Origin of the sequence: Pseudoalteromonas sp. SG43-5, from assembly GCF_014164345.1 — a bacterium.
GTDB lineage: Bacteria > Pseudomonadota > Gammaproteobacteria > Enterobacterales > Alteromonadaceae > Pseudoalteromonas > Pseudoalteromonas distincta.
The window spans coordinates 181,682-203,348 of sequence record NZ_JACJFA010000002.1 but is presented as its reverse complement, the minus strand read 5'-3'; the positions used below and the strand labels follow the sequence as shown (position 1 = coordinate 203,348).

The 21,667-nt window shown below is 37.6% G+C and carries 17 protein-coding genes; 11 read left to right on the top strand and 6 right to left on the bottom strand.

What is annotated here, in order from left to right; genetic code table 11:
- Positions 1–17 precede the first annotated feature (17 nt).
- A complete protein-coding gene (locus H5161_RS03205) occupies positions 18–1,367 on the bottom strand; it encodes a class II 3-deoxy-7-phosphoheptulonate synthase (protein ID WP_024596521.1) in 1,350 nt (449 codons plus the stop codon).
- 953 nt (positions 1,368–2,320) lie between these two features.
- Between H5161_RS03205 and H5161_RS03200 the strand changes: the two genes are divergently transcribed.
- Positions 2,321–3,196, top strand: coding sequence for a DNA replication terminus site-binding protein (locus H5161_RS03200; protein ID WP_182768668.1), 876 nt, complete (start codon positions 2,321–2,323; stop codon positions 3,194–3,196).
- A gap of 69 nt (positions 3,197–3,265) precedes the next feature.
- Here H5161_RS03200 and H5161_RS03195 read toward each other — a convergent pair whose 3' ends face one another.
- Positions 3,266–4,480 carry a hypothetical protein gene (locus H5161_RS03195; RefSeq protein WP_024596523.1) on the bottom strand — a complete coding sequence of 405 codons (1,215 nt, stop codon included), beginning with the start codon at positions 4,478–4,480 and terminating at the stop codon, positions 3,266–3,268.
- 773 nt (positions 4,481–5,253) lie between these two features.
- Between H5161_RS03195 and H5161_RS03190 the strand changes: the two genes are divergently transcribed.
- From H5161_RS03190 to H5161_RS03165, 6 genes are all read left to right on the top strand, one after another.
- The gene (locus H5161_RS03190; RefSeq protein ID WP_182692735.1) at positions 5,254–6,492 is read left to right on the top strand and encodes an AAA family ATPase; all 1,239 of its coding nucleotides are present in this window, start codon (positions 5,254–5,256) and stop codon (positions 6,490–6,492) included.
- Between the two features lie 15 nt (positions 6,493–6,507).
- Positions 6,508–7,470 carry a transcriptional regulator gene (locus tag H5161_RS03185; RefSeq protein WP_182768667.1) on the top strand — a complete coding sequence of 321 codons (963 nt, stop codon included), beginning with the start codon at positions 6,508–6,510 and terminating at the stop codon, positions 7,468–7,470.
- Positions 7,471–7,876: 406 nt separating this feature from the next.
- The gene (locus tag H5161_RS03180; RefSeq protein WP_182768666.1) at positions 7,877–11,023 is read left to right on the top strand and encodes a DEAD/DEAH box helicase; all 3,147 of its coding nucleotides are present in this window, start codon (positions 7,877–7,879) and stop codon (positions 11,021–11,023) included.
- A gap of 877 nt (positions 11,024–11,900) precedes the next feature.
- On the top strand, positions 11,901–13,367 hold the full coding sequence (gene rmuC / locus H5161_RS03175) for a DNA recombination protein RmuC (RefSeq protein WP_182672989.1): 1,467 nt from the start codon (positions 11,901–11,903) through the stop codon (positions 13,365–13,367).
- A 51-nt stretch (positions 13,368–13,418) separates the two neighbouring features.
- Positions 13,419–13,610: a DUF3185 family protein gene (locus H5161_RS03170; RefSeq protein WP_024596528.1), complete on the top strand. Its 192-nt coding sequence runs from the start codon at positions 13,419–13,421 to the stop codon at positions 13,608–13,610.
- Positions 13,611–14,226: 616 nt separating this feature from the next.
- Positions 14,227–15,387: an aldo/keto reductase gene (locus H5161_RS03165; RefSeq protein WP_182768665.1), complete on the top strand. Its 1,161-nt coding sequence runs from the start codon at positions 14,227–14,229 to the stop codon at positions 15,385–15,387.
- 67 nt (positions 15,388–15,454) lie between these two features.
- Here the strand turns inward: H5161_RS03165 and H5161_RS03160 are convergent, their stop codons facing one another.
- Positions 15,455–16,180 carry an aspartate/glutamate racemase family protein gene (locus H5161_RS03160; protein ID WP_182768664.1) on the bottom strand — a complete coding sequence of 242 codons (726 nt, stop codon included), beginning with the start codon at positions 16,178–16,180 and terminating at the stop codon, positions 15,455–15,457.
- A gap of 115 nt (positions 16,181–16,295) precedes the next feature.
- On the opposite strand from H5161_RS03160, the gene H5161_RS03155 reads away from it, so the two are divergent.
- A complete protein-coding gene (locus H5161_RS03155) occupies positions 16,296–17,177 on the top strand; it encodes a LysR family transcriptional regulator (RefSeq protein WP_182768663.1) in 882 nt (293 codons plus the stop codon).
- Between the two features lie 86 nt (positions 17,178–17,263).
- Here H5161_RS03155 and H5161_RS20070 read toward each other — a convergent pair whose 3' ends face one another.
- Together H5161_RS20070 and H5161_RS03145 are read right to left on the bottom strand one after the other, a co-directional pair.
- Entirely contained in the window at positions 17,264–17,431 is a 168-nt protein-coding gene (locus H5161_RS20070; RefSeq protein WP_261765618.1) for a LysR family transcriptional regulator, read from the bottom strand.
- A 7-nt stretch (positions 17,432–17,438) separates the two neighbouring features.
- Entirely contained in the window at positions 17,439–18,344 is a 906-nt protein-coding gene (locus H5161_RS03145; RefSeq protein ID WP_182768662.1) for a LysR family transcriptional regulator, read from the bottom strand.
- A 105-nt stretch (positions 18,345–18,449) separates the two neighbouring features.
- Here H5161_RS03145 and H5161_RS03140 point away from each other — a divergent pair, with 105 nt between their 5' ends.
- Together H5161_RS03140 and H5161_RS03135 are read left to right on the top strand one after the other, a co-directional pair.
- Positions 18,450–19,226 carry a class III extradiol ring-cleavage dioxygenase gene (locus H5161_RS03140; RefSeq protein WP_182768661.1) on the top strand — a complete coding sequence of 259 codons (777 nt, stop codon included), beginning with the start codon at positions 18,450–18,452 and terminating at the stop codon, positions 19,224–19,226.
- Between the two features lie 80 nt (positions 19,227–19,306).
- Positions 19,307–19,984 carry a haloacid dehalogenase type II gene (locus H5161_RS03135; protein WP_182768660.1) on the top strand — a complete coding sequence of 226 codons (678 nt, stop codon included), beginning with the start codon at positions 19,307–19,309 and terminating at the stop codon, positions 19,982–19,984.
- A gap of 61 nt (positions 19,985–20,045) precedes the next feature.
- Here H5161_RS03135 and H5161_RS03130 read toward each other — a convergent pair whose 3' ends face one another.
- The gene (locus H5161_RS03130; protein ID WP_182736867.1) at positions 20,046–20,921 is read right to left on the bottom strand and encodes a LysR family transcriptional regulator; all 876 of its coding nucleotides are present in this window, start codon (positions 20,919–20,921) and stop codon (positions 20,046–20,048) included.
- A 114-nt stretch (positions 20,922–21,035) separates the two neighbouring features.
- On the opposite strand from H5161_RS03130, the gene H5161_RS03125 reads away from it, so the two are divergent.
- A complete protein-coding gene (locus H5161_RS03125; protein ID WP_002959229.1) occupies positions 21,036–21,536 on the top strand; it encodes a lactoylglutathione lyase family protein in 501 nt (166 codons plus the stop codon).
- The last annotated feature ends 131 nt before the right edge of the window (positions 21,537–21,667 follow it).

The following is a 21,667-nucleotide window of genomic DNA, read 5'->3' as shown; positions in this document are numbered from 1 at the left end:
TTTTGTATCAATAAATATTATTTACGTGCGTCTTTTAGTAAATCAGCTACTAAAAAGCCTAACTCTAATACTTGGTCGGCGTTAAGGCGTGGATCACACTGTGTTTTGTAACGCTGTGCTAAGTCATCGTCAGATAAACCGTAAGCACCGCCTGTACATTCTGTTACGTGCTGACCTGTCATTTCTAGGTGAACACCACCTGCGTATGAACCTTCTGCTTTGTGTACAGCGAAGAATTGACTGATCTCGCGCATGATATTATCGAAGTTACGCGTTTTGTAACCTGAAGTCGCTTTTTCAGTATTACCGTGCATTGGATCTGAGCTCCAAATTACTTTACGGCCTTCTTGTTGAACTCTTCGTACTAGTGCTGGGAGTTTTTCTGGCAGTACGTCTGCACCCATACGTGTAATTAGCGTTAAACGACCAGGAATGTTATCTGGGTTTAATGCGTCAATTAAACGAATTAGGTCGTCTGGGTCCATACCTGGGCCAACTTTAACACCAATTGGGTTTTTAATGCCTTTAAAGAACTCAATATGTGCGTGGTCTAGTTGGCGTGTACGTTCACCAATCCAAACAAAGTGAGCAGAACAATCGTACCAATCACCCGATAAATGGTCGCGACGTGTTAGTGCCTCTTCGTAACCAAGTAGTAAAGCTTCGTGAGAAGTGTATAAATCGGTTTCTTTTAAGCTTGGCGCAATTGTAGAGTTAATTCCGCACACTTCCATAAACTCTAGTGCGTCTTGAATTTTATCTGCAAGTTGTTGGTATTTTTCTTTAAGTGGATTTGCAGCAACAAAGCCCATGTTCCAGCGGTTAACCTGATGAAGATCGGCTAGGCCACCTTGTGCAAATGCACGTAATAAGTTCAACGTAGCGGCACTGTGATGGTATGCAGTCATTAAACGTTGTGGGTCTGGAATGCGCGCTTCTTCTGTAAACTCAATATTATTAATGATGTCGCCACGGTAAGATGGTAAAGACACGCCATTAATTGTTTCTAAGTCTGCTGAACGAGGTTTAGCGTATTGACCAGCCATACGCGCTATTTTAACTACAGGGCATTTACCGCCATAAGTTAATACAACAGCCATTTGTAAAATTGTTTTGAATGTATCGCGAATATTAGCGGCATTAAAATCGCTAAACGACTCGGCACAGTCACCACCTTGAAGTAGAAATGCACGACCTTCGCACACGTCTTCAAGTTGTTTGAATAGGCTTCTTGTTTCTTCTGCAAAAACTAGAGGCGGAGCCGTTTTTAATTGGCCTTCAACTGATTTAAGTATTTCTTGATCTGGGTACTGTGGCTGCTGCAGTATTGGCAGCTCTCTCCAGCTATTTGGGTTCCACGATGACATAATTTTTCCTCATTCCTACATTACCTGATAAGAAGAAATTAACGTATGCAGACCCCTATGTTCAAGGACTAAATTCACTATTTTCCAATTATTTAGTTATGAGTTAAGTATAAAAGTAATTTTACTTAACTCAGGTGGTTATATAACAATCACTTTAGTTTTATTTCAAATAAACTAAAGTGATTTAAAACATACATTTAGAGTTAATTAGTTTCAATTTTAACACATTGAGAATAAATAAAGCACAAGGGTATATTATATGTATTTTACCTAAGAACACATCATACTTAAATTGCATCAAGTGTACTCTTAACTTTACGCGATAAATTAATTATTAACTAACAGGGACTATGTGCAGGCCTAAATATATGATATGGCATTTTGTGTTGTTCATTTATATGTACTTTAAGCCTAGTAGAATAGCGCTGTTGATTATTCTGATGCCAGAATATACTTACAACTGACACAAGGTAATCTGCTGATTCACCACTCACCTTCCCATCCTGCCGGCAACGTTATTTAGCAAGTTGTGATAACTAAAAACTTAACTGCCAGTGATGCCTTAAATGGCTCTCATGCAAAAATCATGTATGACATTCTACGCTTTTGGATGATAAACCCATAGTTAAAACACGTTATAATATTAATCACTAATTAGAGAAACAACCAAAACTAACACTATTATTTAGAATACAACCGCACCAAGTTCATTTTACATTTCTCATTTATTACACTATATGGGCAATTAAGCTCTAAGCGGACTAACTCTTTAATCAATAAAACAGTACTAAATTACAGGAATAAGTAGAACCATTCACTCCAGAAAGAACACATCATACTTTATCCACTTTTGATACAGTCTGGACGCCAAGTATTATTTTATTAAATATTTACTCAATGCAAAGTGCATGCAATAATATGGAATTAGTAAGATGTGTTCTTTGAGGTGTGCCGTGGTTACTAAAGTGCAAATTAGGAGTCAGTTTGATTTAATGAACGAATTAACTTTAAGGTTAATTGAGGAATTAAACGAATGTGAGTTTTCCAGAGCAGAGTACTATCAGTTACCTGATGTAAGTAATTTAGATGAAAATAAGGTTCCTGAGTCCATACATGTCTCTAAAATAACGGGAGCGCCGGCTCAAAAGGCAATTTTAAACTCCTTTTCTGACATTTATAAAAAATCGGGCTTAAGCAGTCGCGTGTTAAAAAGGCACCCTGGTTTACTTGTTATTAAAAATGCAGATAAACAAGCTTTAAATAATCGTATAGCACAGGTTAACAAAGCTAAAGCTAGTTTCAAAGAGTGTATATTGGCAATTGATAATAACGATGCCCGATTTGAGGCTGTTCATAATGCAATACCAAATTTAATAACACTTGCTGCTTATCGTAAGATTCACAGTGAGAGTGAATCACCATTTTCTGTTAGGTTTACTTGGATGCACAAGCACGCAACTAAAACGTTGACTAAAAAAATGGCCCTCGAAATGCTCGACAAATCGGCCAGTTATCGAAATCCAAGAATGATAGATCAGCAAAAATGGCAATCACTTGTAGCTCAAGAACAATTACGGGTTGCTAGTTTAGGTGAAAAGGAAAAATTAAGAATTCGTCGCCCTACTCGTGTAAGCCCTCAAGTTAATGTGAGATACACAGCACAAAACCGCTATCATGTGAGCGCCGCATTACCATTTATTCTGATTAATCCAGAACCAGACGTTAAACTAGGTATCTTACCTGATTATAAAAAACCCGAAGCTCATCCTCGAAAACGTGAGTATGATTTTTTAGTTGATAGGCTATATTTAGAACAAGTTGACCGATAGCTATTATGTTAAAAAGGCCACAATATGTGGCCTTTTTAGTAAATTGTACAGTATTTAAAATAACGTTTATTATTTTTCTACTATCTCTTCTATTTTATCTTCATCAATTAACACTGCATTTTCAACAATACGTTTACCGCCTTGAATCTCAATGCGCTTGTTGTGTTTGTTCAATGTAAGTATTTCATCGCAAAACTGATCAGAGGGGTGCATTTCGTATGTGTAATCAATAATGTTACCAGTTTTGTCATCTTTGACGTTTGTAATGCTGTATTCTGATATAGCACCTTTTTCAATCAAATCTTTCATTGTGGTGGTCATATCACGACGAAGCGCTTTTAATTTATTTTCCGTAATATCATCAGTTGAATAAATAGATCCATATTTTTCCATAATAGAAAGTAATCTAAAATGATACGTTTTACCTGGAGCTGCATAACGCCAAAGGTGATACAAACGAAGCATCATCCAACGCGATAATCCCCGTTTTAGTTCTTGTGCACTATTAAAGTAATACCCTTTGTATTCAAGGTTATCAATCATGTTATGAACAAACGCATTTAAGCAGGCCACACACTTTACATTGCCACCTTGACCTTTTTTACCACTAAAGTGAAGTGACGATAAAAAGTTCATATTTGACTCGTAAAACGAATCATCTATATCGGAGTTTTTAGTATCGGTTGCTGAATATTTAAATGAAAGTTTAGAACCTTGCAATGCTTCAAGTGACTCTTTAATTGCAGGATAGGGCATTGACTGCCCTACCGCTTTGAGCTCTTGCGCTAATTCGTTCATAGAAAAAACAACCGCGTATTGAATACCGGACTTAAAATTAATTTTAACTATTTTGCCTTTAGAAGCTAAACGAATAAGTGCTCGTTCTACTTTTTCTTCCCTGTCCGATGGCCAAACAAGATACTCAATATCTTCACCATCTTTACGAGTACTGACAACAGCAGGGGTAATTTTTATCTCACCATCGTATAAAATACCATCTACTTTCTCTGATATTTTACGCGTAATGATTGTTTTTTTAGGCGCTTCTTCAAGTGGCAATTTTTTATAGCCAGAGCGAACAAAACGGCCCCACAAATCATAATGATTAAACGTGTTTGAATATGCACGTAAACCATGAGCTGCATTTTCAATAGAAATTCGCACGTCTTTGTTGTCTGTAAATAGTGCTAAACTTTCGTTATCAATTGCACTTTCCACCCCGTGGATTTGGCCCCTGAGTGTATCGGGCAAATTATCTACCGAGATGTTGACCTTTCGGCTCATTGTTCTTATTTCCATTTTTATTGCGACATCTAATAACAACACATTAAACAACAAAAGTTAAATGTTTAAGTTAGTATAAAAGTGATCTGACTTTAAATAAAACGTTTAGATCACTATTATACTAAGTAATGTACATAACTTGCGATTTCAGATCATATTTTTACTAACTAGGTCATCTCAAATCGGTTTTTTACTAACTCAGCTGTTATTTTGTCCATCACAATGGCTTTATTTTAAAATTTAGCACGACAAATTCATATGAAAATTAATATCCCTGTGGATAAAGGCTTATCGAGTTAGCATAGATCTGATCTGTACCAAGTACAGATCAGATCTATACTAATTAAACGAACCTATTGACGCTAAGGTTAGTGCATAACTTTATAATTTACTTAGTAAAAAATTGATCTCAAGGGCTCTTTTTGTTCATAACCTTATGCGCAACCTGTGTATAACTTGATTTAAAAAATAAGGCTTAGTAAAAAGGTGATCTGCAGGTAGATAAAGATCTGATCTTTACCAAGTATAACGCTGATCTGCTTTTTTTTATATTATTTATATTAATCATCATGTTATGTGTTAATTTAAGGCCCTTAACCTTTACTACCTTATATATTTAACCACCTTTAAACTTCTTTATTTATACTAAGCAATATTAAAAGTGTAAAAGTATTTTTAAATGTCTTCTTTTTAAAATGCATGTCGTCTTAAATAGTTGTTTACAGCAATTTGAATGGACATTATACTAACTGCCTAACTTTGAGGAAGAAAGTATGTCTATCAATAATAACGCGTTAAGTACCTACCGGCTTTTAAAAGCAACTGCAGAAGTAGCTGAAAAATCTTTAGAAGGTCGTATTCAGCACTATCGTGCTCATCTTAAATCAGAAGAAAAAGAATTAAGAACTTATACGCAAAAAGCAGCTGCCGATTTATTAGGTTGTAATAATCGTACTTTAAAAAGACGTCATGACAACGGTGATTTTGATGATTTAAACATAAAACGCGGCGCCAATGGTCATTATGCTTACACATTAGTAAACATTTTTGCTATGGCTGATATTATGGATATTAAACCAGATCATCGTACTGGTGATGACAAACTGCAAGTTATTGTCATTAATTCTCTCAAAGGTGGCTGTGGCAAAACAACTAGCATGGTTAATATTGCAGCAGCGCTGGCAACTACTAATATTAAGCGCTATCGCATTGGTATAATTGATTTAGATCCTCAAGGTTCTTCTTCAAGCTTTTTTCCTTCAAGCGAGCATGACCCAATTACTGTTGGTGATTTAATGCGTGATTGTATAGATTTAGATGAGGGCGAAACATGGCCTGAATTTGTTTCAAACTCATTTTTATCAACGCACATCCCAAATATTCGTGTACTACCATCAGGTATGGACGATTTTTATTTTGAGCACGAAACTGCAACATTACTCAAAGACACCTCAAATTATGAGCAAACTCGTCATTACCATAAGTTACTTGAAAAAGTAATTAACCCTGTTAAAGACGAGTTTGATATTATATTAATAGATACAGCTCCAACTCTTAACTTTATGTTTTATAATGCATTAATGGCTTCTACTGCGATGCTTATTCCTGTTCATCCAGAAGCTGTAGACTTTGATGCTAATAATAAATATTTAAAACGACTAGGCGAGATTTACCATACCGTTGCGGCACTTGGCCATGAGGGATGGGACTTTATGCAGTTTTTAGTGACCAACTATGTAAAAGGTAATCACTCACAGCGCGATATTGTTAAAGATGTTCGTAGTGCATTCGGTCGCCAAGTTATGAGTTACCCAATCAACCACAGCTCGGCGATTACTGCTAGCTCTTCGTCTTTCAATACTATTTTTGATCAAAAAGCGTCAGACAGCTTAGCAAGCCGTGAATCACTAATGCGCGCTCAAGAAAATATTAAAGATGTTGTCGATGAGCTAGAAATGCTTATTCGTTCAAATTGGCAGTCAACTCAGTCAACACTCAATACCCCTAAGTAAGGATGTTAAATAAAAATGGCTAAAAAACGTAAAAATGACACCCGCTTAGATCCTTTTGCAACAGCTGTAGGAAGTAGTAGCCTTGACGCATTACTTGAACAAGCAAATGCTGGTGATGTAATTCGCATGCCAGCACCGAGCGATCCTGAGCGCCAAATTACTCTTATTTGCAAAGTGATCGCACACGCTGACATTGAATCTACAACAGGTGTGTACGGTAAAAATCGCCGTGTACAAGCACTTCTTAACGAAAAGTCAGTATCGGATATTCTACCTGCCATTGCAGAGGATGGCCGTAATCAGCACCCTGCACTGCTTTGGGATCAGGGTGATAAAAGCTTAGTTTTAGCGGGTTCTCGCCGTCGTATGGCCTGTATTTTAGGTAACGCCGATTATTTAGTACTTAGCTCAAGTGACTTTACTGAGCAAGACGCTAAAATTTTAGCTGTATCTTCAGATCAATATATCGCTCCAAGTTTATGGGAGCTGGGACAAGCTTACCAGCAAACTAAAAATGAGCTTATTGAACAAGGTAAAAAAGGATCTTACAGAGAGATTGCTGCAATTGAAGGTGTCTCACACACCGCCATTGCTGATGCTGTTAAAGCCTATGAACAAATACCTGCTGAAGTTATTGCACTCTACCCTACTGCGAATCACGTGGGTCGCGAAGTGGCTAAAAAGCTCATGAGCGCAAAGGAGAGAGACCAAGAGGCGTTTAATCAACTTGTTAGTGACCTAGCTAGTGATGAAGAGCTAAACGCCATTACAAGTGACGACAAGCGTGCAATGGCAATCACCAAACGCCTAACTGCTGAGCCTCAAGTTGCTGTTAAGCGTGAAGCTGTACTTGAAAATAAGTTTGTATCGGTACAACGCAATTTAAAAAGTGGTGATGTTTCTATCAAAATCGACAATAAAGTGATGACAGACAAACGCTTAGAACAATTAACTAAGCTATTAAGTGCCTTTAATTAGTTAGTTAAATAATGATCTGTCAGACATGTCTACTTAGTTAAATACTGATCTGACAGATTGTTTTGTTAGTAAAAATCTGATCTTTACTAGGCTAATCCTACCTTTAATAATCATATTTCCTCTTCAAGATCACTTTTTTACTAACTAATCGCCCCCTTTTAGCTATTTGCTTTTGGTTTATTATTATTGTTAGTAAAATTGTGATCTATAACGTGTCGTTTAATCTTTATATTTGTATGTAATGCCTAATATTTTGCGAAATTTTATACTCATTTTTACCTATAAACCGATTTTTTACTAACCTATCAGCTCCAACCAGTTTATATCTTGTTAATAGTGCTTTAGCTCAGAGCACATAAGGCATATACTGGCAGAATTATTTTTAAAATTTAATGCTTAGAGTGACATGTCTGCTAACTTATCAAAAAATGATTTAATGGCTATTTTTGAAGAAATTAAAAATGAGCAGGCTACCCAGTTTCCTCTTTCTGAACGCTTTATTAAAAAACTTTTCCGCGAAAATGTCTTAGATAAAGGCAAAGAGTACTACAAGAAAGGTCAAATCACATGGCTAGAGCATACCCCTAATTTTTCTGTTGTAGACTCTACCGTGCAAGTGGATAACGGATCATCATTTAACCAACGTATTGAGATCAGTAAAGTACCAACTGGTTATTCTGTTGATACACACTGTACGTGTAATGCAAAAACCAAATGCCGACATTTAGCTGCTATTTTGTTTAAGCTTAAAATAGAGCACTCTGGTGAATACGGTGAAGATTACTTCATTAATGATTGGTTTAGTGAATTAAGCGCTCTTAAAAGTGGTGATCAACATACGCCGTCGCAAGTATTATTATTTGTATTAGATATTGAAAATAACAAAGTATTTTTAACACCTAAAATAGCTAATTTTGAGACTAAAAAGAATTACACGTTAGGCCGAAACCTCACAGAGCAACAGTTAAATAGTTTCGTAACGCCAAATGATTTACTCGAAAGTGATTTTAGATTATTTAGTTGGATACGTTCACAAAATGCAGTAGGAAGTATTGAGCTAAAAGGCCAATGGGGCTTTAGTGCCCTACAACAATTGATAGCTACTGAACGCTTGTTTTTTCAGCGCTCTCGCGTGCCAATTAAAGCGCAATCTGGCCAAGCATTGAGTTTTAGTTGGGAGCAAGATAAAGATCTATCACAATTAGTTATTAAGCTTGAGCAAACCCAAAACTGGGCTTTATTAAAAACAACACCGCCTACTTATCTCGATTTAGATCATTTAAAAGCGGGTCGTCTTCGTACCCCATTGAGTGCAGACGAAATAGCGCATTTACAAACTATGCCTGCTTTGCATGACGCTAATTTTGACAGAATATATAAACAGCTTGCCGATAACTTTGGTGCAGGTGTTATACCGCACCCTACTAACTTGCAGCCAACGTTACCTAAGCTATCTAGTAATGCTGTTTTAAAAGTAACAATGGGCGAGCAAGGTTTATCACTTTCGCTTTTATTTAAGTATAAAAATAAAAACTATTTAGCTGGTTCTGCCCCAGCAAGTACTATAAATAGCGCATTTGAAAACACCGTAACTAACGAGCTAATCAATCTAGGGTTTGAATTTTGTAAAGGGGGTTTACAAAGTGAGCTTGTATTTACAAAGCAATCTCCTATCCATTTGCATTGGCTAATATACGAAGTATTCCCTGGCTTTAAGCAGCGTGGTTGGCAAGTCAGTGTAAGTAAAGTAACAAGCCCTAATCCACAATGTGAAGTGAGTTTACATGTACACCGTGCAGCAGGGCATCAAATGCACTGCAAAGTATTGTTGTGTGACGCAAAAGCAGCGCTGTTGTTTACTAATGCTGATTCGCTTTATCAGTCATTGAATCGCCAAAGTGAACTGTTTTATTACTACCCGCTTGGCCGTCAATTTGGGGTTATTAATAAGTCTGCCATTAACTTATTAAACGAATTTAAAGAACGCTTTGAATTTGTAAAAACACGCGACGAATTTAATATTCCGCTTTCGTATTTACCTGAACTAGTAAAGCACACAGCTATTAACGTAGAGCTTCACGACGATTCACTTGAGCTATATTTACAAGAGTTAAATAATACCGATAAGGCAATGCCTAAGGTTTCATTACATGGCTTAAATGACTCAGTAACACTTCGTGAGTACCAACAGCAAGGCGTTGATTGGCTTAGCTTTTTAAAGCGTCATCAATTAGGTGGTATTTTAGCTGACGACATGGGGTTGGGTAAAACACTCCAAGTTATTGCATTTTTAGCGAGTACATTTAACCGCCCTCAAGCAGGCCCTACACTTATAGTGTGCCCAACTAGCTTGGTGAGTAATTGGAAAAACGAAATTACTAAGTTTGCTAAAAGTTTAAAAGTAACCACTATTTTTGGATCAAACCGTAACGATCCTTTACAACACTTAGCACAAGCGCAATGCATTCTTACTACATACCCGCTTTTAAAGCGTGATATTGCATATTATTCACCATTATATTTTGAAAATATAATCCTCGATGAAGCACAATACATTAAAAACGATACCGCACAGGTCTCACGATTAGTTAAACGCTTAAATGCCGACTTTAAACTTTGTTTAAGTGGTACTCCAATCGAGAATAATTTACTTGAGCTTAAATCGTTACTCGATTTTGCTATGCCATCGTTACTTGGGTCTCAAGCCCACTTTAAGCAGCACTTTCAAACACCTATTGAGCGTGAAGCTGATATGCAGAGGGCTGAACAGTTAAAAGCGTTAATTATGCCCTTTATAATGCGCCGCACTAAAGCACAAGTAGCGCAAGAGTTACCTGAAAAAACAGAGCTAACAAAAGAGTTTGAGTTTGAGCCTAAGCAAAAAGAAATGTACCAAGGCATTACACGTTCATTAGAAGAGAAGCTAATAGACTTATTTGCCGAACAAGGCGCACAAAAAAGTAAGCTTGCATTTTTAGAGGCGCTTTTAAAGTTAAGGCAAATTTGTTGCCACCCTAAATTAATAGATCCAGATACTCAAGCAGGCTCCGCTAAGCTTGAATGGTTAACAACACACTTACCGCTTATGCTAAGTCTGGGTCGTAAGATTATTATATTTAGTCAGTTTACATCGGCACTCGATTTAATAGCCCAACGCCTTGAAGAAATAAACATTAACTTTAGTATGCTTACAGGGCAAACGCGTCAACGAGATAAAGTAATCGACGAGTTTACCAGTGGTAAAACATCCGTGTTTTTAATTAGCTTAAAAGCCGGTGGAACAGGCCTTAACTTAACACAAGCAGATACCGTTATTCATTTTGATCCATGGTGGAATCCCGCAGTAGAAAAGCAAGCGACTGATAGAGCCTACCGTATTGGTCAAACTAATCCTGTATTTGTTTATAAGCTCATAATGAGTAACTCAATAGAGCAAAAAGTATTTAAAATGCAGCAAGACAAGCAAGCCCTTGTTGATGCATTATTTACTGATAAATCAATGAGCTTTACAAAGTTTGATGAGCAGCAAATGTTGTCATTAATTAAAAACTAAAAAAGATCTAAAAAGTTTTGATCTTTTTATGAACCTAATTAAAAAGCGGACGTCTATTATTATGCTTGTTGATTAATTGCAGTTAACACAAGCATCATGTTGATTTCCCATTTAGTTACTAATTTTAGTAATGATTGAGCCAGCCCATTTTGAGTTGGCTTTTTTTATGTTTAAAATTTAGCGTGCAGCACTTATTTTAAAAGTTTTTATTTTTTTATGAACTTAATTCAAAAAGACGCGTCTACTATTATGCTTGTTGATTAATTGCAGTTAATACAAGTTTTCATGTTGATTCCCTATTTAGTTACTAATTTTAGTAATGATTGAGCCAGCCCATTTTGAGTTGGCTTTTTTTATGTCTAAAATCTAGCGTTCAGCACTTATTTTAAAAGTTTTTTATTTTTTTTGAACTTAATTAAAAAAGACGCGTCTACTATTATGCTTGTTGATTAATTGCAGTTAATACAAGTTTTCATGTTGATTCCCCCTATTTAGTTACTAATTTTAGTAATGATTGAGCCAGTTCATTTTGAACTGGCTTTTTTTATGCCCATAATTTGATTTGTTTAAATCAACCCGAATAAAAATAATTGATCTTCCGCAAATTAATTTGACTTAATTATTTTGTTATCCGGTCTACTCTAATGCCTGTTGTTATATAGCCTCACCTAATAATATTAGTTATTTTGGTGATTATGTATTTAAGTTGCAGCTTGCTCGGGCACATGTTGATTATCCCTTTGATTACTTAACTTAGTAATATTTGACCAGCTTATTTTAAGCTGGCTTTTTTATGTCTGTAATTTCTTAACTCCCCTACTTCTGTTGTTGGTTATTGGTTATGATGGCATGTCTCTAAATTTTATAAGTTTATTTTATGCTCACTCAAGTACTCACTAATATTGATTGGCTAAGCGCTGGTGCTGGTGTTGCTTTAGGCGTCCTATTTTACGGCGCTGTATCAACACGGCTTCGCAAAAAGCTACATCTACAAATAAGCGAACAGCAGCAACAGCTTTCCCTGTTACAAAACCAATTTGATAATAAAGAGCTGCAATACAGCGCCTTGCTAGAAGATCATGAACTGCTAGAACATACTCACCAAGAGCAGCGCGATGAAGCGCAGCATTTTAAAACGCGTTTTAGCGAACAAGAAAAACAAAGCATTCAATACAATCATTTTTGGCGTAAAGCCGAAGGCGAGCTGGCAGCGCTTCGTGAACAATATAATCAGCGCGATGTTGAATATAATAATATGCGCACTACCCTTGAGCAAAAACAGCAAAACTTTAGCGAGCAACTCGCGCAAATTGAGCAAAGTAAAAATACGCTCAAAAAAGAGTTTGAAAACCTAGCCAATAAAATTCTAGAAGAAAAATCACAAAGCTTTAAAACCTTAAATCAAGAAAGCATTGAGCAATTATTAAAACCAGTTCAAGGCGAGCTAAAAGGCTTTAGAGAAAAAATGGAATCAATGCACGTTGAAGACATAAAACAACGGACTGCACTTAAAACCGAGCTACTGCATTTGCAAGCTAAAAGCCAAGCTATAACAGATCAAGCCGACAAGCTCAGTAACGCCCTACAAGGGCAAAAGAAAACCCAAGGTAATTGGGGCGAGCTTATGCTCGAGAACGTATTAGATAGTGCTGGCTTACGTGCAGGCGTTGATTATAAGCGCGAAGTGTCGTTTAACACTGAAGATGGCCGCTTGCGCCCTGATGTAGTTGTGTACTTACCACAGGGTCGCCACTTAGTTATTGATGCTAAAACTTCATTAAATGCCTATACACGCTACGTGAACGCTGAAAATGATCTAGATGCTAATCAAGCAATTAAAGAGCATGTAAACGCCGTTACAGCGCGTATTAATGAACTTGCGAGTAAATCGTACGACCGCTTACCAGGTATTAACTCGCCAGAAGTAGTTGTTATGTTTGTACCAATAGAATCAGCTTTTGTAGAAGCACTCAAATATCAAAGCGATATTTACCAACAAGCAATCGAAAAAAATATACTGGTAGCCACACCCACTACCCTGCTTACTAGCCTTAATATTGTTAAACAGCTTTGGCGTTTTGAAGAGCAAACCAAATACTCAAAAGAGCTGGCAAGTCGAGCGGAGCGTTTTTATAACAAGCTCAATGGTTTTTTATTGAGTATGGAAGGCGTAGGTAAGCAGCTTGATAAAGCGAAAGAAAGTTATGATAAAGCATTTTCGCAGCTATACCGTGGTAAAGGTAATTTAATTAAACAAGCATCAGAGTTTAAAGAGCTAGGTGTGTCGGTACAAAAAGAGCTACCTAGTGAGAGCGTAGAACGTGCCCAATTAGAGTTAGATTAACCCTGATTTATTTTTTATTTAGTTTATGTAAGTTAAACCTTAAGGGTATTTATGAATAATAAGATTGTAGGAATTGTTTTAATCGTTATAGGTATCGCTTTAATTATGTGGGGATACGACGTGTATGATGCGGCGGCTTCGCAGCTTAGCCGTGCATTTAGTGGCGACACACCAATAGAAGCATGGGCGGGTATTATTGGCGGTGCCATCTGTGTGTTAATTGGTATTAAAAAGCTCAAGTAACCTGAACTTGAATAATTGATCTATTTAAGCAGCTATTTTCAGCGCTAACTACGTTGAATTTAGTTGCAATTTGCTGCACTGCAGAGTGTTACTTGGCAAGATAAAACTCTTACAGGGCTTGCCAGCAATTGCATTGTGAAAGAGACAAATAGGCCGTGTATTGCAAGGCAAACCTTTAATAATAAACGTTTTTGTAATATTTACCCCAATTATTTCAACTACGCTCGGTTAAATTAGCTAAGTGTTGCCGCAATCGCTTTGATAGTGAGATTATTTGTGCATCTTTAATTTATTGCGGTTTTGTCTACTAATTTGTACACATCTAATAAATGTAACCATTTTATATTGTATAAATGAGTATTAAAGCGTGCACCAATTTGGAAGTATGCTTTTTTATCAAGCTATTAAAATGCACTGTTTTGTACATTTAAAAGGACTATACGAGTAAAGAAAATAATCAGTTATAAATGTTAATTCAAACGTCTATTCAGTGTTTGTTAATTTAACTATCTTATTGATAGTATTGTTATTTATTATATTTTCCTTGCTTGAGTTTGGTTGTTATTTATACTAGCTTAGAGCGTAGATATTTAACCTACTCAAGGAGAATAGTCACATGGTATCTCGCAGAAATTTTATTAAAGCAGGGGCTGCATTAAGTTTAGGCTCTATTTTTAGTGCTTCAGCTTTGGCTGAGCAACTAAAGGTAAAAATGTCTAACGGCAGTGTTATGCAAACTAAAGGCTCAATAGATAAAAGCGCTGCTCTACCCACAAACGATATTACTAACGCTAAGCATTACCGGCCGGAATCAAGAATGGGCTTGGGCGGCCTTGCCGCCGGGAATGGCTTTAATACTATATCAAGCGATACAGAAATTTTAACAATGCTAAATGCAGCATGGGATTCTGGTATTCGTCATTTTGATACATCACCTTTTTACGGTTTGAGTTTAAGCGAAAGGCGCTTCGGTGATTTACTTCGAAACAAAAAGCGTGAAGATTATGTTTTATCCTCAAAAGTAGGTCGCCTTCTTACCCCTTCAGCAGAGCCTTTAGAAAATAGTTGGCATTGGGCTGATCACTCACCGTTTCATTATAAGTATGATTATTCAGCCTCAGGCACGCGCCGTTCAATAGAAGATACTTTGCATCGTATTGGTGTCGCCTCACTCGATATTGTCTATATTCACGATTTATCACCACAAAACAGCGATATGGGAGATGACTGGCTTAAGTATTTTGATCAAGCGGCTAAAGGTGCTATTCCTGAGCTGACTAAAATGCGTGATGAAGGAATAATTAAAGGCTGGGGTTTTGGAGTAAATACACCTCATGCTGTTTATAAAGCGCTTGATATGTCAGACCCAGATATTTGCTTACTAGCGCTGCAGTATTCAATTTTAGATCACAAGCAGGCACTTGATAAAACCTTTCCTATGCTTGATAAACGAGGTATTTCAGCAGTCATTGGTGCGCCGCTTAATGGTGGTTTTTTAGCCGGTCGTAACCGCTTTAATTACTCGCCTAAAATTCCAGGGCCTATGCAGCAAAAGTTTAATGCAATAAGCGACATTGCATCTAAACATGGGATTGATATTAAAACAGCTGCACTGCAGTTTGCAGAGGCGCCTTCAACGGTATCCTCAATTATTCCTGGGGCACGCACGGAGGAGCAAATTAAAGCTAATGTAGCCTCAATGAAGGTTACTATTCCGGATGCGTTTTGGAGTGAGTTAAAAGCTAAAAACTTGATTGAACAAAACGCGCCAGTGTAAGTTGGCTATTTAGGTGTGCTACTTAAATGCGCCAGTGTAAGCACACCTATTTATAACTAATGTTTAATTAAGCCACACTTGAGAGGGTTGATTGTTGAGTGCTTATATAAGCCCAATTAACGCACTCTTGCGCTAAAATCGCGATGGTATCTAAGCATGTATCGGGTGAATTTAATACTTGTTCATTTAAAACTAGCGGTATTTCGGTGCAACCAAATAGTACTGTATCGGCACCGTGGGCTAGCATTAGCTCATAACTTTGTTTTAAAAGATTATGTCCTGAGGTTAAATCTCCTGACTTAACCGTCGTTATACCTTGCATTATAAATGTTTGCTGCTGCTCGTTAGGCTCAATAAATTTAATATTGTGCTTACTAAATGCCGTCTGATATATCCGCATATTGAGCGTGGCTGTGGTTGCTAATATCCCTATCTTACGTTTGCCCGTTGCCTTTGCGCGCTTAATAACGCTTTGTACAATACTAATGGTATGCACATCAGCATTTTGCGTTAGTGCGTTGTACCAATAATGCGCGGTATTACACGGTATAACAATGCAACTTACACCTAAGCTAGTAAGTTGGTTAAAACCCTTTTTAAGCTCAAAAAATGGATTTTCATCTTCAATACCCATTAAAAAATTTGTTCTGTCAGGAATTTGCGGGATATTCCTTATAAACATAGGTATGTGCTCTTGATCATTTTTAGCAGGTGATAACGCAATTACTTGATTCATAAATGAGGCGGTAGCCAAAGGCCCCATTCCTCCCAATATTCCTAGTGTTCTAAGCATTGTTATATTCCGATAAGTTGTTACTGTATGGGTTAAATTTATCGTGTTTTTTTTGTTTTGAATAATGCTATTATTTTACTACCCATGCTTAAATTGCATATCTTGAGTGAGTATTATGAATATAGAGAGTAAATGGTTAGAAGATTTTTTGGCCTTATCTAATACAAAAAGCTTTTCGCAGGCCGCAAGGCTTAGGCATATAACGCAACCTGCTTTTAGTCGACGAATTAAAGCATTAGAAGAAGCCGTAGGTGCAGAGCTAATAGATAGAGAGAACTTACCAATTACACTTACCTCAAGCGGTAAAATATTTCATATAACAGCGCGTAATCTAATAAACCAAATGAATAACTCAGTGAGTATGTTAGAAGAACTCTCCTCTGAAGAAACTCACTCAGTAAAGGTTGCTGCAGCGCACTCATTAGCTACGTTTTTAGCGCTAAAGCTGTCGCACTTTCATAGTAAAAGTGATCGCAAAGTAGTCCTCAATATAGAAGCCATTGATGTTGATAAAGCCACAGCTACGCTCGAACATGGCGCATGTGACCTACTTATTGCTTTTGATAACGAACGATTAAAGTTACCTCCGTTTAGTCATCAAAAAATAGGCAGTGCAGAGTTATTGCCGGTGAGTGCCTGCAATGCAAACGGTAAGGCAATATACAATTTAGAAAGTGATGGGTTTGTACCTCACTTAGCTTACAGTTTAGATTCTTATATGGGTAGGCAGTTAGAGCCGATAATATCGGGCTCTAAACTTAAAAAAGTATTTGTATCGTCGATGACAGAGCTTTTAAAAATACAGGCTTTAGAGGGTAATGGCATTGCTTGGTTACCAAACTATGTCATTACTAAAGAGCTAAAAGAGAAAAGTTTAGTTGTGGTTGGCCAAAAGCATCATTGCGTACCTATTACATATTATGCGTATCGGTACCATGCAGCGCTTCACCCTGGCGGCGAGAGCGTCTGGAATAAATTAAAAGAGCTAAATGTATAACGCAAAAAATTACTGTAAACCCCCATTACAGTAAAATGGGCATTATTAATTTAACGCGCTCACAGTAATATGAATCTGTATTTTAATTATATTCCTATTTTATTATGGATTTTTACTTCCATAATAATTGGGTGTTTTGTCCCTTTTTTAATTTGCTTAGATAGTGACGAATTATCCATATCATGCAGTGCTGCGGCTTTGGCAAATGAGCCTTGTTGCACTACATCTACAAATAACGTTAATTGATTACTTATCGATATATCACTGTCCTAAATCCCAGTAAGGTGTATCGCCATAATAGCCACTTGCAAAATCAACAAACGCACGTACTTTACTGGGTAAAAACTGTCTGTTTGCATACACCATGTAAAGCCCCATTGGCTCGGGTTCGTAGTCTTTTAAAATGCGCACTACTTTACCTTGAGCCAGCGCTTCCCCTGCTATAAATGTTGGCTGCATAGCAATACCACCACCCGCAATGGCTGTATTTAGTAGCAAATCACCATTGTTAGCCACAAAGTTACTTTCAAGCTTTAGCTCGCTTTTTAACTCATTAACCCCAAATAATCGCTTTGTGGGTTCGCTGTGGGAATAGCGTAAATAATTATGTGACTGTAAATCTAAAAGCGTTTGTGGCGTGCCATGGTGTTCTAAATAGTCGGGTGATGCAAAAACCGCTAGGTGTATAGGTGCAATTTTTTTAGCTATCAACGTTGAGTTTTTTAATACGCCAATGCGCAGAGCAATATCAATACCCTGCTCTACTATATCTACATATTGGTCTGTGAGCCGTAAATCTAACTTTAAATTTGGATACTGCTTTTGAAAATCAATCAACAAGCCTGCTAAATGCTTTGTACCAAACGACATAGGCGCACTAATACTAAGCACACCCGATACATTTTCGCTTAAGTTATTGAGTGAGTTTTCCATGTCTTCAATATCAATAACCACCTGCTGACAACGCTGATAATATTGATTTCCAGCCTCTGTAACACTTACTTTTCGCGTTGTACGGTGTAATAAACGCGTGCGTAGATTATCTTCCAGCGCAGAAATATATTTGCTGACTAACTGCGGGGAAATATCGAGCTTATCGGCCGCTTTTGAAAACGATCCTTCTTGCACAACGGCTAAAAAGGTCTTCATGGTGGTGAGCTTATCCATCTTTAACAATACTTTGTTGATAATGTATAAATAAGTATCATATTTATCGTCAAATTAGAAACTTATATAGTGTTTATAACACGTCTATTTGTTTAAGGTTTTAGTATGACTCAGCCTGCTTTATTTATATCTCACGGTTCGCCAATGATGGCTGTACAGCAATCGGCTACGTCAGATTTTCTTGCATCAATAGGTCAAACGCTTAGTAAGCCTCGTGCTATTGTGGTGTTTTCTGCCCACTTTGATGAAGCGCACGATATAGTTATTACATCAGGAGATGCGCCGCATACTATTCACGACTTTTATAACTTCCCCAAGCCTCTGTATGAAATTCAATACCCAGCACCAGGAGACCCTAAGCTTGCTAATACTATTAGTGAGTACTTTTACAAAGCGGGTATTAAAACGGTGCAAAATGCAGATCAAGGTTGGGATCATGGTGTGTGGATCCCGCTGCGCTTAATGTACCCAGCAGCTAATATTCCCATTGTTCAGGTGTCTATTAACACGCGTTTGGGCGCTCAGGCTATGTATAAGTACGGGCAGTTACTTACACCACTGCGCAGCGATAACGTATTAATTATTGGCTCCGGCGGGATTAGTCACAATCTACGTGAAATATTTAAAAGCCCTGCAACACCTAATCGTGTTCAAATGGTTGATGAGTTTACCCATTGGGTTGAGCAAAAATTAATAGCGCAAAACACCCAAGCGTTACTTAACTATTTAAATGAAGCACCCCATGCTTTATTTAATCACCCTACCCAGGAGCACTTTTTACCTCTTTTTGCAGCGCTAGGAAGTAGTGACGGTAAAGCCGAAAAAATACATGAAGACATCGAAATGGATGTTTTAGCGCTTGATGCGTATAAGTTTTATTAAATTGAGCGTTCGTTCAAAGTAAGTTAAGCTGTAAGCAAGTACTCTAAAACCAACTTAATTTATTTTATTGCGGAGCAAACATGGCAACTACACTTGCATTTGACGTATACGGTACGCTAATAAACACTCACGGCGTACTGTCCTTACTCGACGACATGATTGGCGATAACGCCCAAGCATTTTCAAATACATGGCGCGAAAAGCAATTAGAGTATTCATTTAGACGTGGATTAATGCAAAATTATATTCCTTTCTCGCTATGTACAAAACACGCACTCGATTACGCCTGCTTAGCGCACAAAACCGAGCTAAGTGAAGATCAAAAGGGGCAACTGCTAGAGCTTTATAAAACGCTTCCTGCGTTCGATGATGTAAAAGCAGGCCTTGAGCAATTAAAAGCGAAGGATTACCGTTTGTTTGCATTTTCAAACGGCGCTGCCGACGCAGTTCATACCTTATTAGAAACCGCTGGCATTAGTGAGCTTTTTGAAGGGGTAATAAGTGCCGACGACGTTAAAACCTTTAAACCAAACCCAGGGGTTTATAGCCACTTTTTACGCGAAACTAATTCAACAGGCGCAAACACGTGGCTTGTATCAAGTAATCCGTTTGATGTAACCGGTGCCATATCGCATGGTATGCGCGCGGCATGGATCCAACGATCTAAAGAATCTATTTTCGATCCGTGGGAAATACAGCCAAATACTATCGCAACCGACTTACTTGATTTAAAAGCAAAATTAGAAAGCGTTAATTAATTTTCTATTCCCCCTTTTGCTTATGGTATTAAGTGCCGTGGGTGTAAAGGGGGTTTACGTTTTAACTATTTACTCCCGCCTTTATTAGCTCAATTACTGTATTCATACGCTTTGCCATTGGCCTATTTCGGTGATGGCATACATAAATACTCTCGCTAATTGGATTAGCTAAATGGTGCGTTTTAATAAGCGCAGGTTTATTAAATGCGCTAACGGCATGCGCAGGTAAAACCGTAAAACCTAGCCCTAAACTTACCGGCTCCAGTATTAAACTTATCTGGTTAGAAAACCCCGTGCGTTTAATTTGATCAATATGTTCAAACTCACTGTAGTTTTCGCTCAGTAATAGCTGTGCGTGGTGTTTTGCATCGGGGTGGCCAATAAAGCCAAGCTCACATAAAACCTCCCATGTTGGGTTTTTAATATGTGCGGGGGTGACTAATAGTAAGGCTTCTTTACCAATTTTGTGGCTTGTAACTTCGCTAAGTGTCGGAGCTTGAGTTAAAAAGCCTATGTCGGCACTGTGGTTTGCCACAGCTTGCTCTACACTTGTATTGGGTGCAAAGCGATAATCAATATTAAGCTCGGTATGCTTTGCCTGCAGCGCTAATAATTGGCTATAAAATTGTAGCCCACAACTACCAGGCGATTGTATTTTTACCAAGCCGCTGTAAGGCGAATCATCTTTTAATTGTTGTTCTAAAAATTGCCATTCCTTTAATAACAAGCTGCCTTGTTGATACAAGTTTTGCCCATGTACGGTAAGGGTAAATTGTTTGCCGTGGCGCTCTAATAGCGCGCAGTTTACTTGCTGCTCAAGCTTTTTAATATGCTGGCTTACGCCAGATTGGGTCATAAAAAGGCGTTCGGCGGTTTGGGTAAAGTGATTTACCTCAACCAACGTACAAAACGTGTTTAACCATGCAGGGTTTATCATTACAAAACATACTCAAAATGATGATTAATGATAATTTTACTTAATATTGTTCAGTTCGTAAACTAACTCCATCAACTAGCCACAAGATAAGTCACAAGTTAAAGAGGAAGCATTATGAGTCATACATATCCACGTAGTTTTTCGCACATTGGTATTTCGGTTCCCGACGTTGAAAAAGCAGTCGAGTTTTACACTAAGGTTATGGGTTGGTACACAATAATGGAACCGACTTTAATTACCGAAGACAAAAGCCCAATTGGCGAAATGTGTACAGAAGTATTTGGCGAAAAGTGGGAAAAATTCAAAATAGCGCACCTATCTACAGGGGATCGTATTGGTGTCGAAATTTTCGAATTTAAAAACCAAGAAAACCCAAAAGACAATTTTGAATACTGGAAAACAGGCATCTTTCATTTTTGTGTTCAAGACCCTGATGTAGAAGGTTTAGCCGAGCGTATTGTAGAAGCTGGCGGTAAAAAACGTATGGAAGCCCCTCGTTATTACTACCCGGGTGAAAAGCCGTACCGCATGATCTACATGGAAGACCCGTTTGGTAACATCCTTGAGATTTACAGCCACAGCTACGAGCTTATATATAGCGCAGGCGCTTACTAAACGTACCTAGTTTAAAGCGCTTAGCTAAAAACAAAGGCCGCAGTATTTATTACTGCGGCCTTTTTGTTTCAGTTAAAGAGTTTTTAAATACACTTCACCGTCTTCTTATTCTCTATAACTTGTTTTTGCTT

What these genes read in the sequence shown, in the direction of transcription:
- H5161_RS03165 (WP_182768665.1), top strand. Translation starts at nt 14,227, where the DNA reads ATGGTATCTCGCAGAAATTTTATTAAAGCAGGGGCTGCATTAAGTTTA.
- rmuC (WP_182672989.1), top strand. Translation starts at nt 11,901, where the DNA reads ATGCTCACTCAAGTACTCACTAATATTGATTGGCTAAGCGCTGGTGCT.
- H5161_RS03195 (WP_024596523.1), bottom strand. Translation starts at nt 4,480, where the DNA reads ATGAGCCGAAAGGTCAACATCTCGGTAGATAATTTGCCCGATACACTC.
- H5161_RS03205 (WP_024596521.1), bottom strand. Translation starts at nt 1,367, where the DNA reads ATGTCATCGTGGAACCCAAATAGCTGGAGAGAGCTGCCAATACTGCAG.
- H5161_RS03190 (WP_182692735.1), top strand. Translation starts at nt 5,254, where the DNA reads ATGTCTATCAATAATAACGCGTTAAGTACCTACCGGCTTTTAAAAGCA.
- H5161_RS03135 (WP_182768660.1), top strand. Translation starts at nt 19,307, where the DNA reads ATGGCAACTACACTTGCATTTGACGTATACGGTACGCTAATAAACACT.
- H5161_RS03170 (WP_024596528.1), top strand. Translation starts at nt 13,419, where the DNA reads ATGAATAATAAGATTGTAGGAATTGTTTTAATCGTTATAGGTATCGCT.
- H5161_RS03155 (WP_182768663.1), top strand. Translation starts at nt 16,296, where the DNA reads ATGAATATAGAGAGTAAATGGTTAGAAGATTTTTTGGCCTTATCTAAT.
- H5161_RS03145 (WP_182768662.1), bottom strand. Translation starts at nt 18,344, where the DNA reads ATGGATAAGCTCACCACCATGAAGACCTTTTTAGCCGTTGTGCAAGAA.
- H5161_RS03130 (WP_182736867.1), bottom strand. Translation starts at nt 20,921, where the DNA reads ATGATAAACCCTGCATGGTTAAACACGTTTTGTACGTTGGTTGAGGTA.
- H5161_RS03160 (WP_182768664.1), bottom strand. Translation starts at nt 16,180, where the DNA reads ATGCTTAGAACACTAGGAATATTGGGAGGAATGGGGCCTTTGGCTACC.
- H5161_RS03185 (WP_182768667.1), top strand. Translation starts at nt 6,508, where the DNA reads ATGGCTAAAAAACGTAAAAATGACACCCGCTTAGATCCTTTTGCAACA.
- H5161_RS03140 (WP_182768661.1), top strand. Translation starts at nt 18,450, where the DNA reads ATGACTCAGCCTGCTTTATTTATATCTCACGGTTCGCCAATGATGGCT.
- H5161_RS03125 (WP_002959229.1), top strand. Translation starts at nt 21,036, where the DNA reads ATGAGTCATACATATCCACGTAGTTTTTCGCACATTGGTATTTCGGTT.
- H5161_RS03180 (WP_182768666.1), top strand. Translation starts at nt 7,877, where the DNA reads ATGTCTGCTAACTTATCAAAAAATGATTTAATGGCTATTTTTGAAGAA.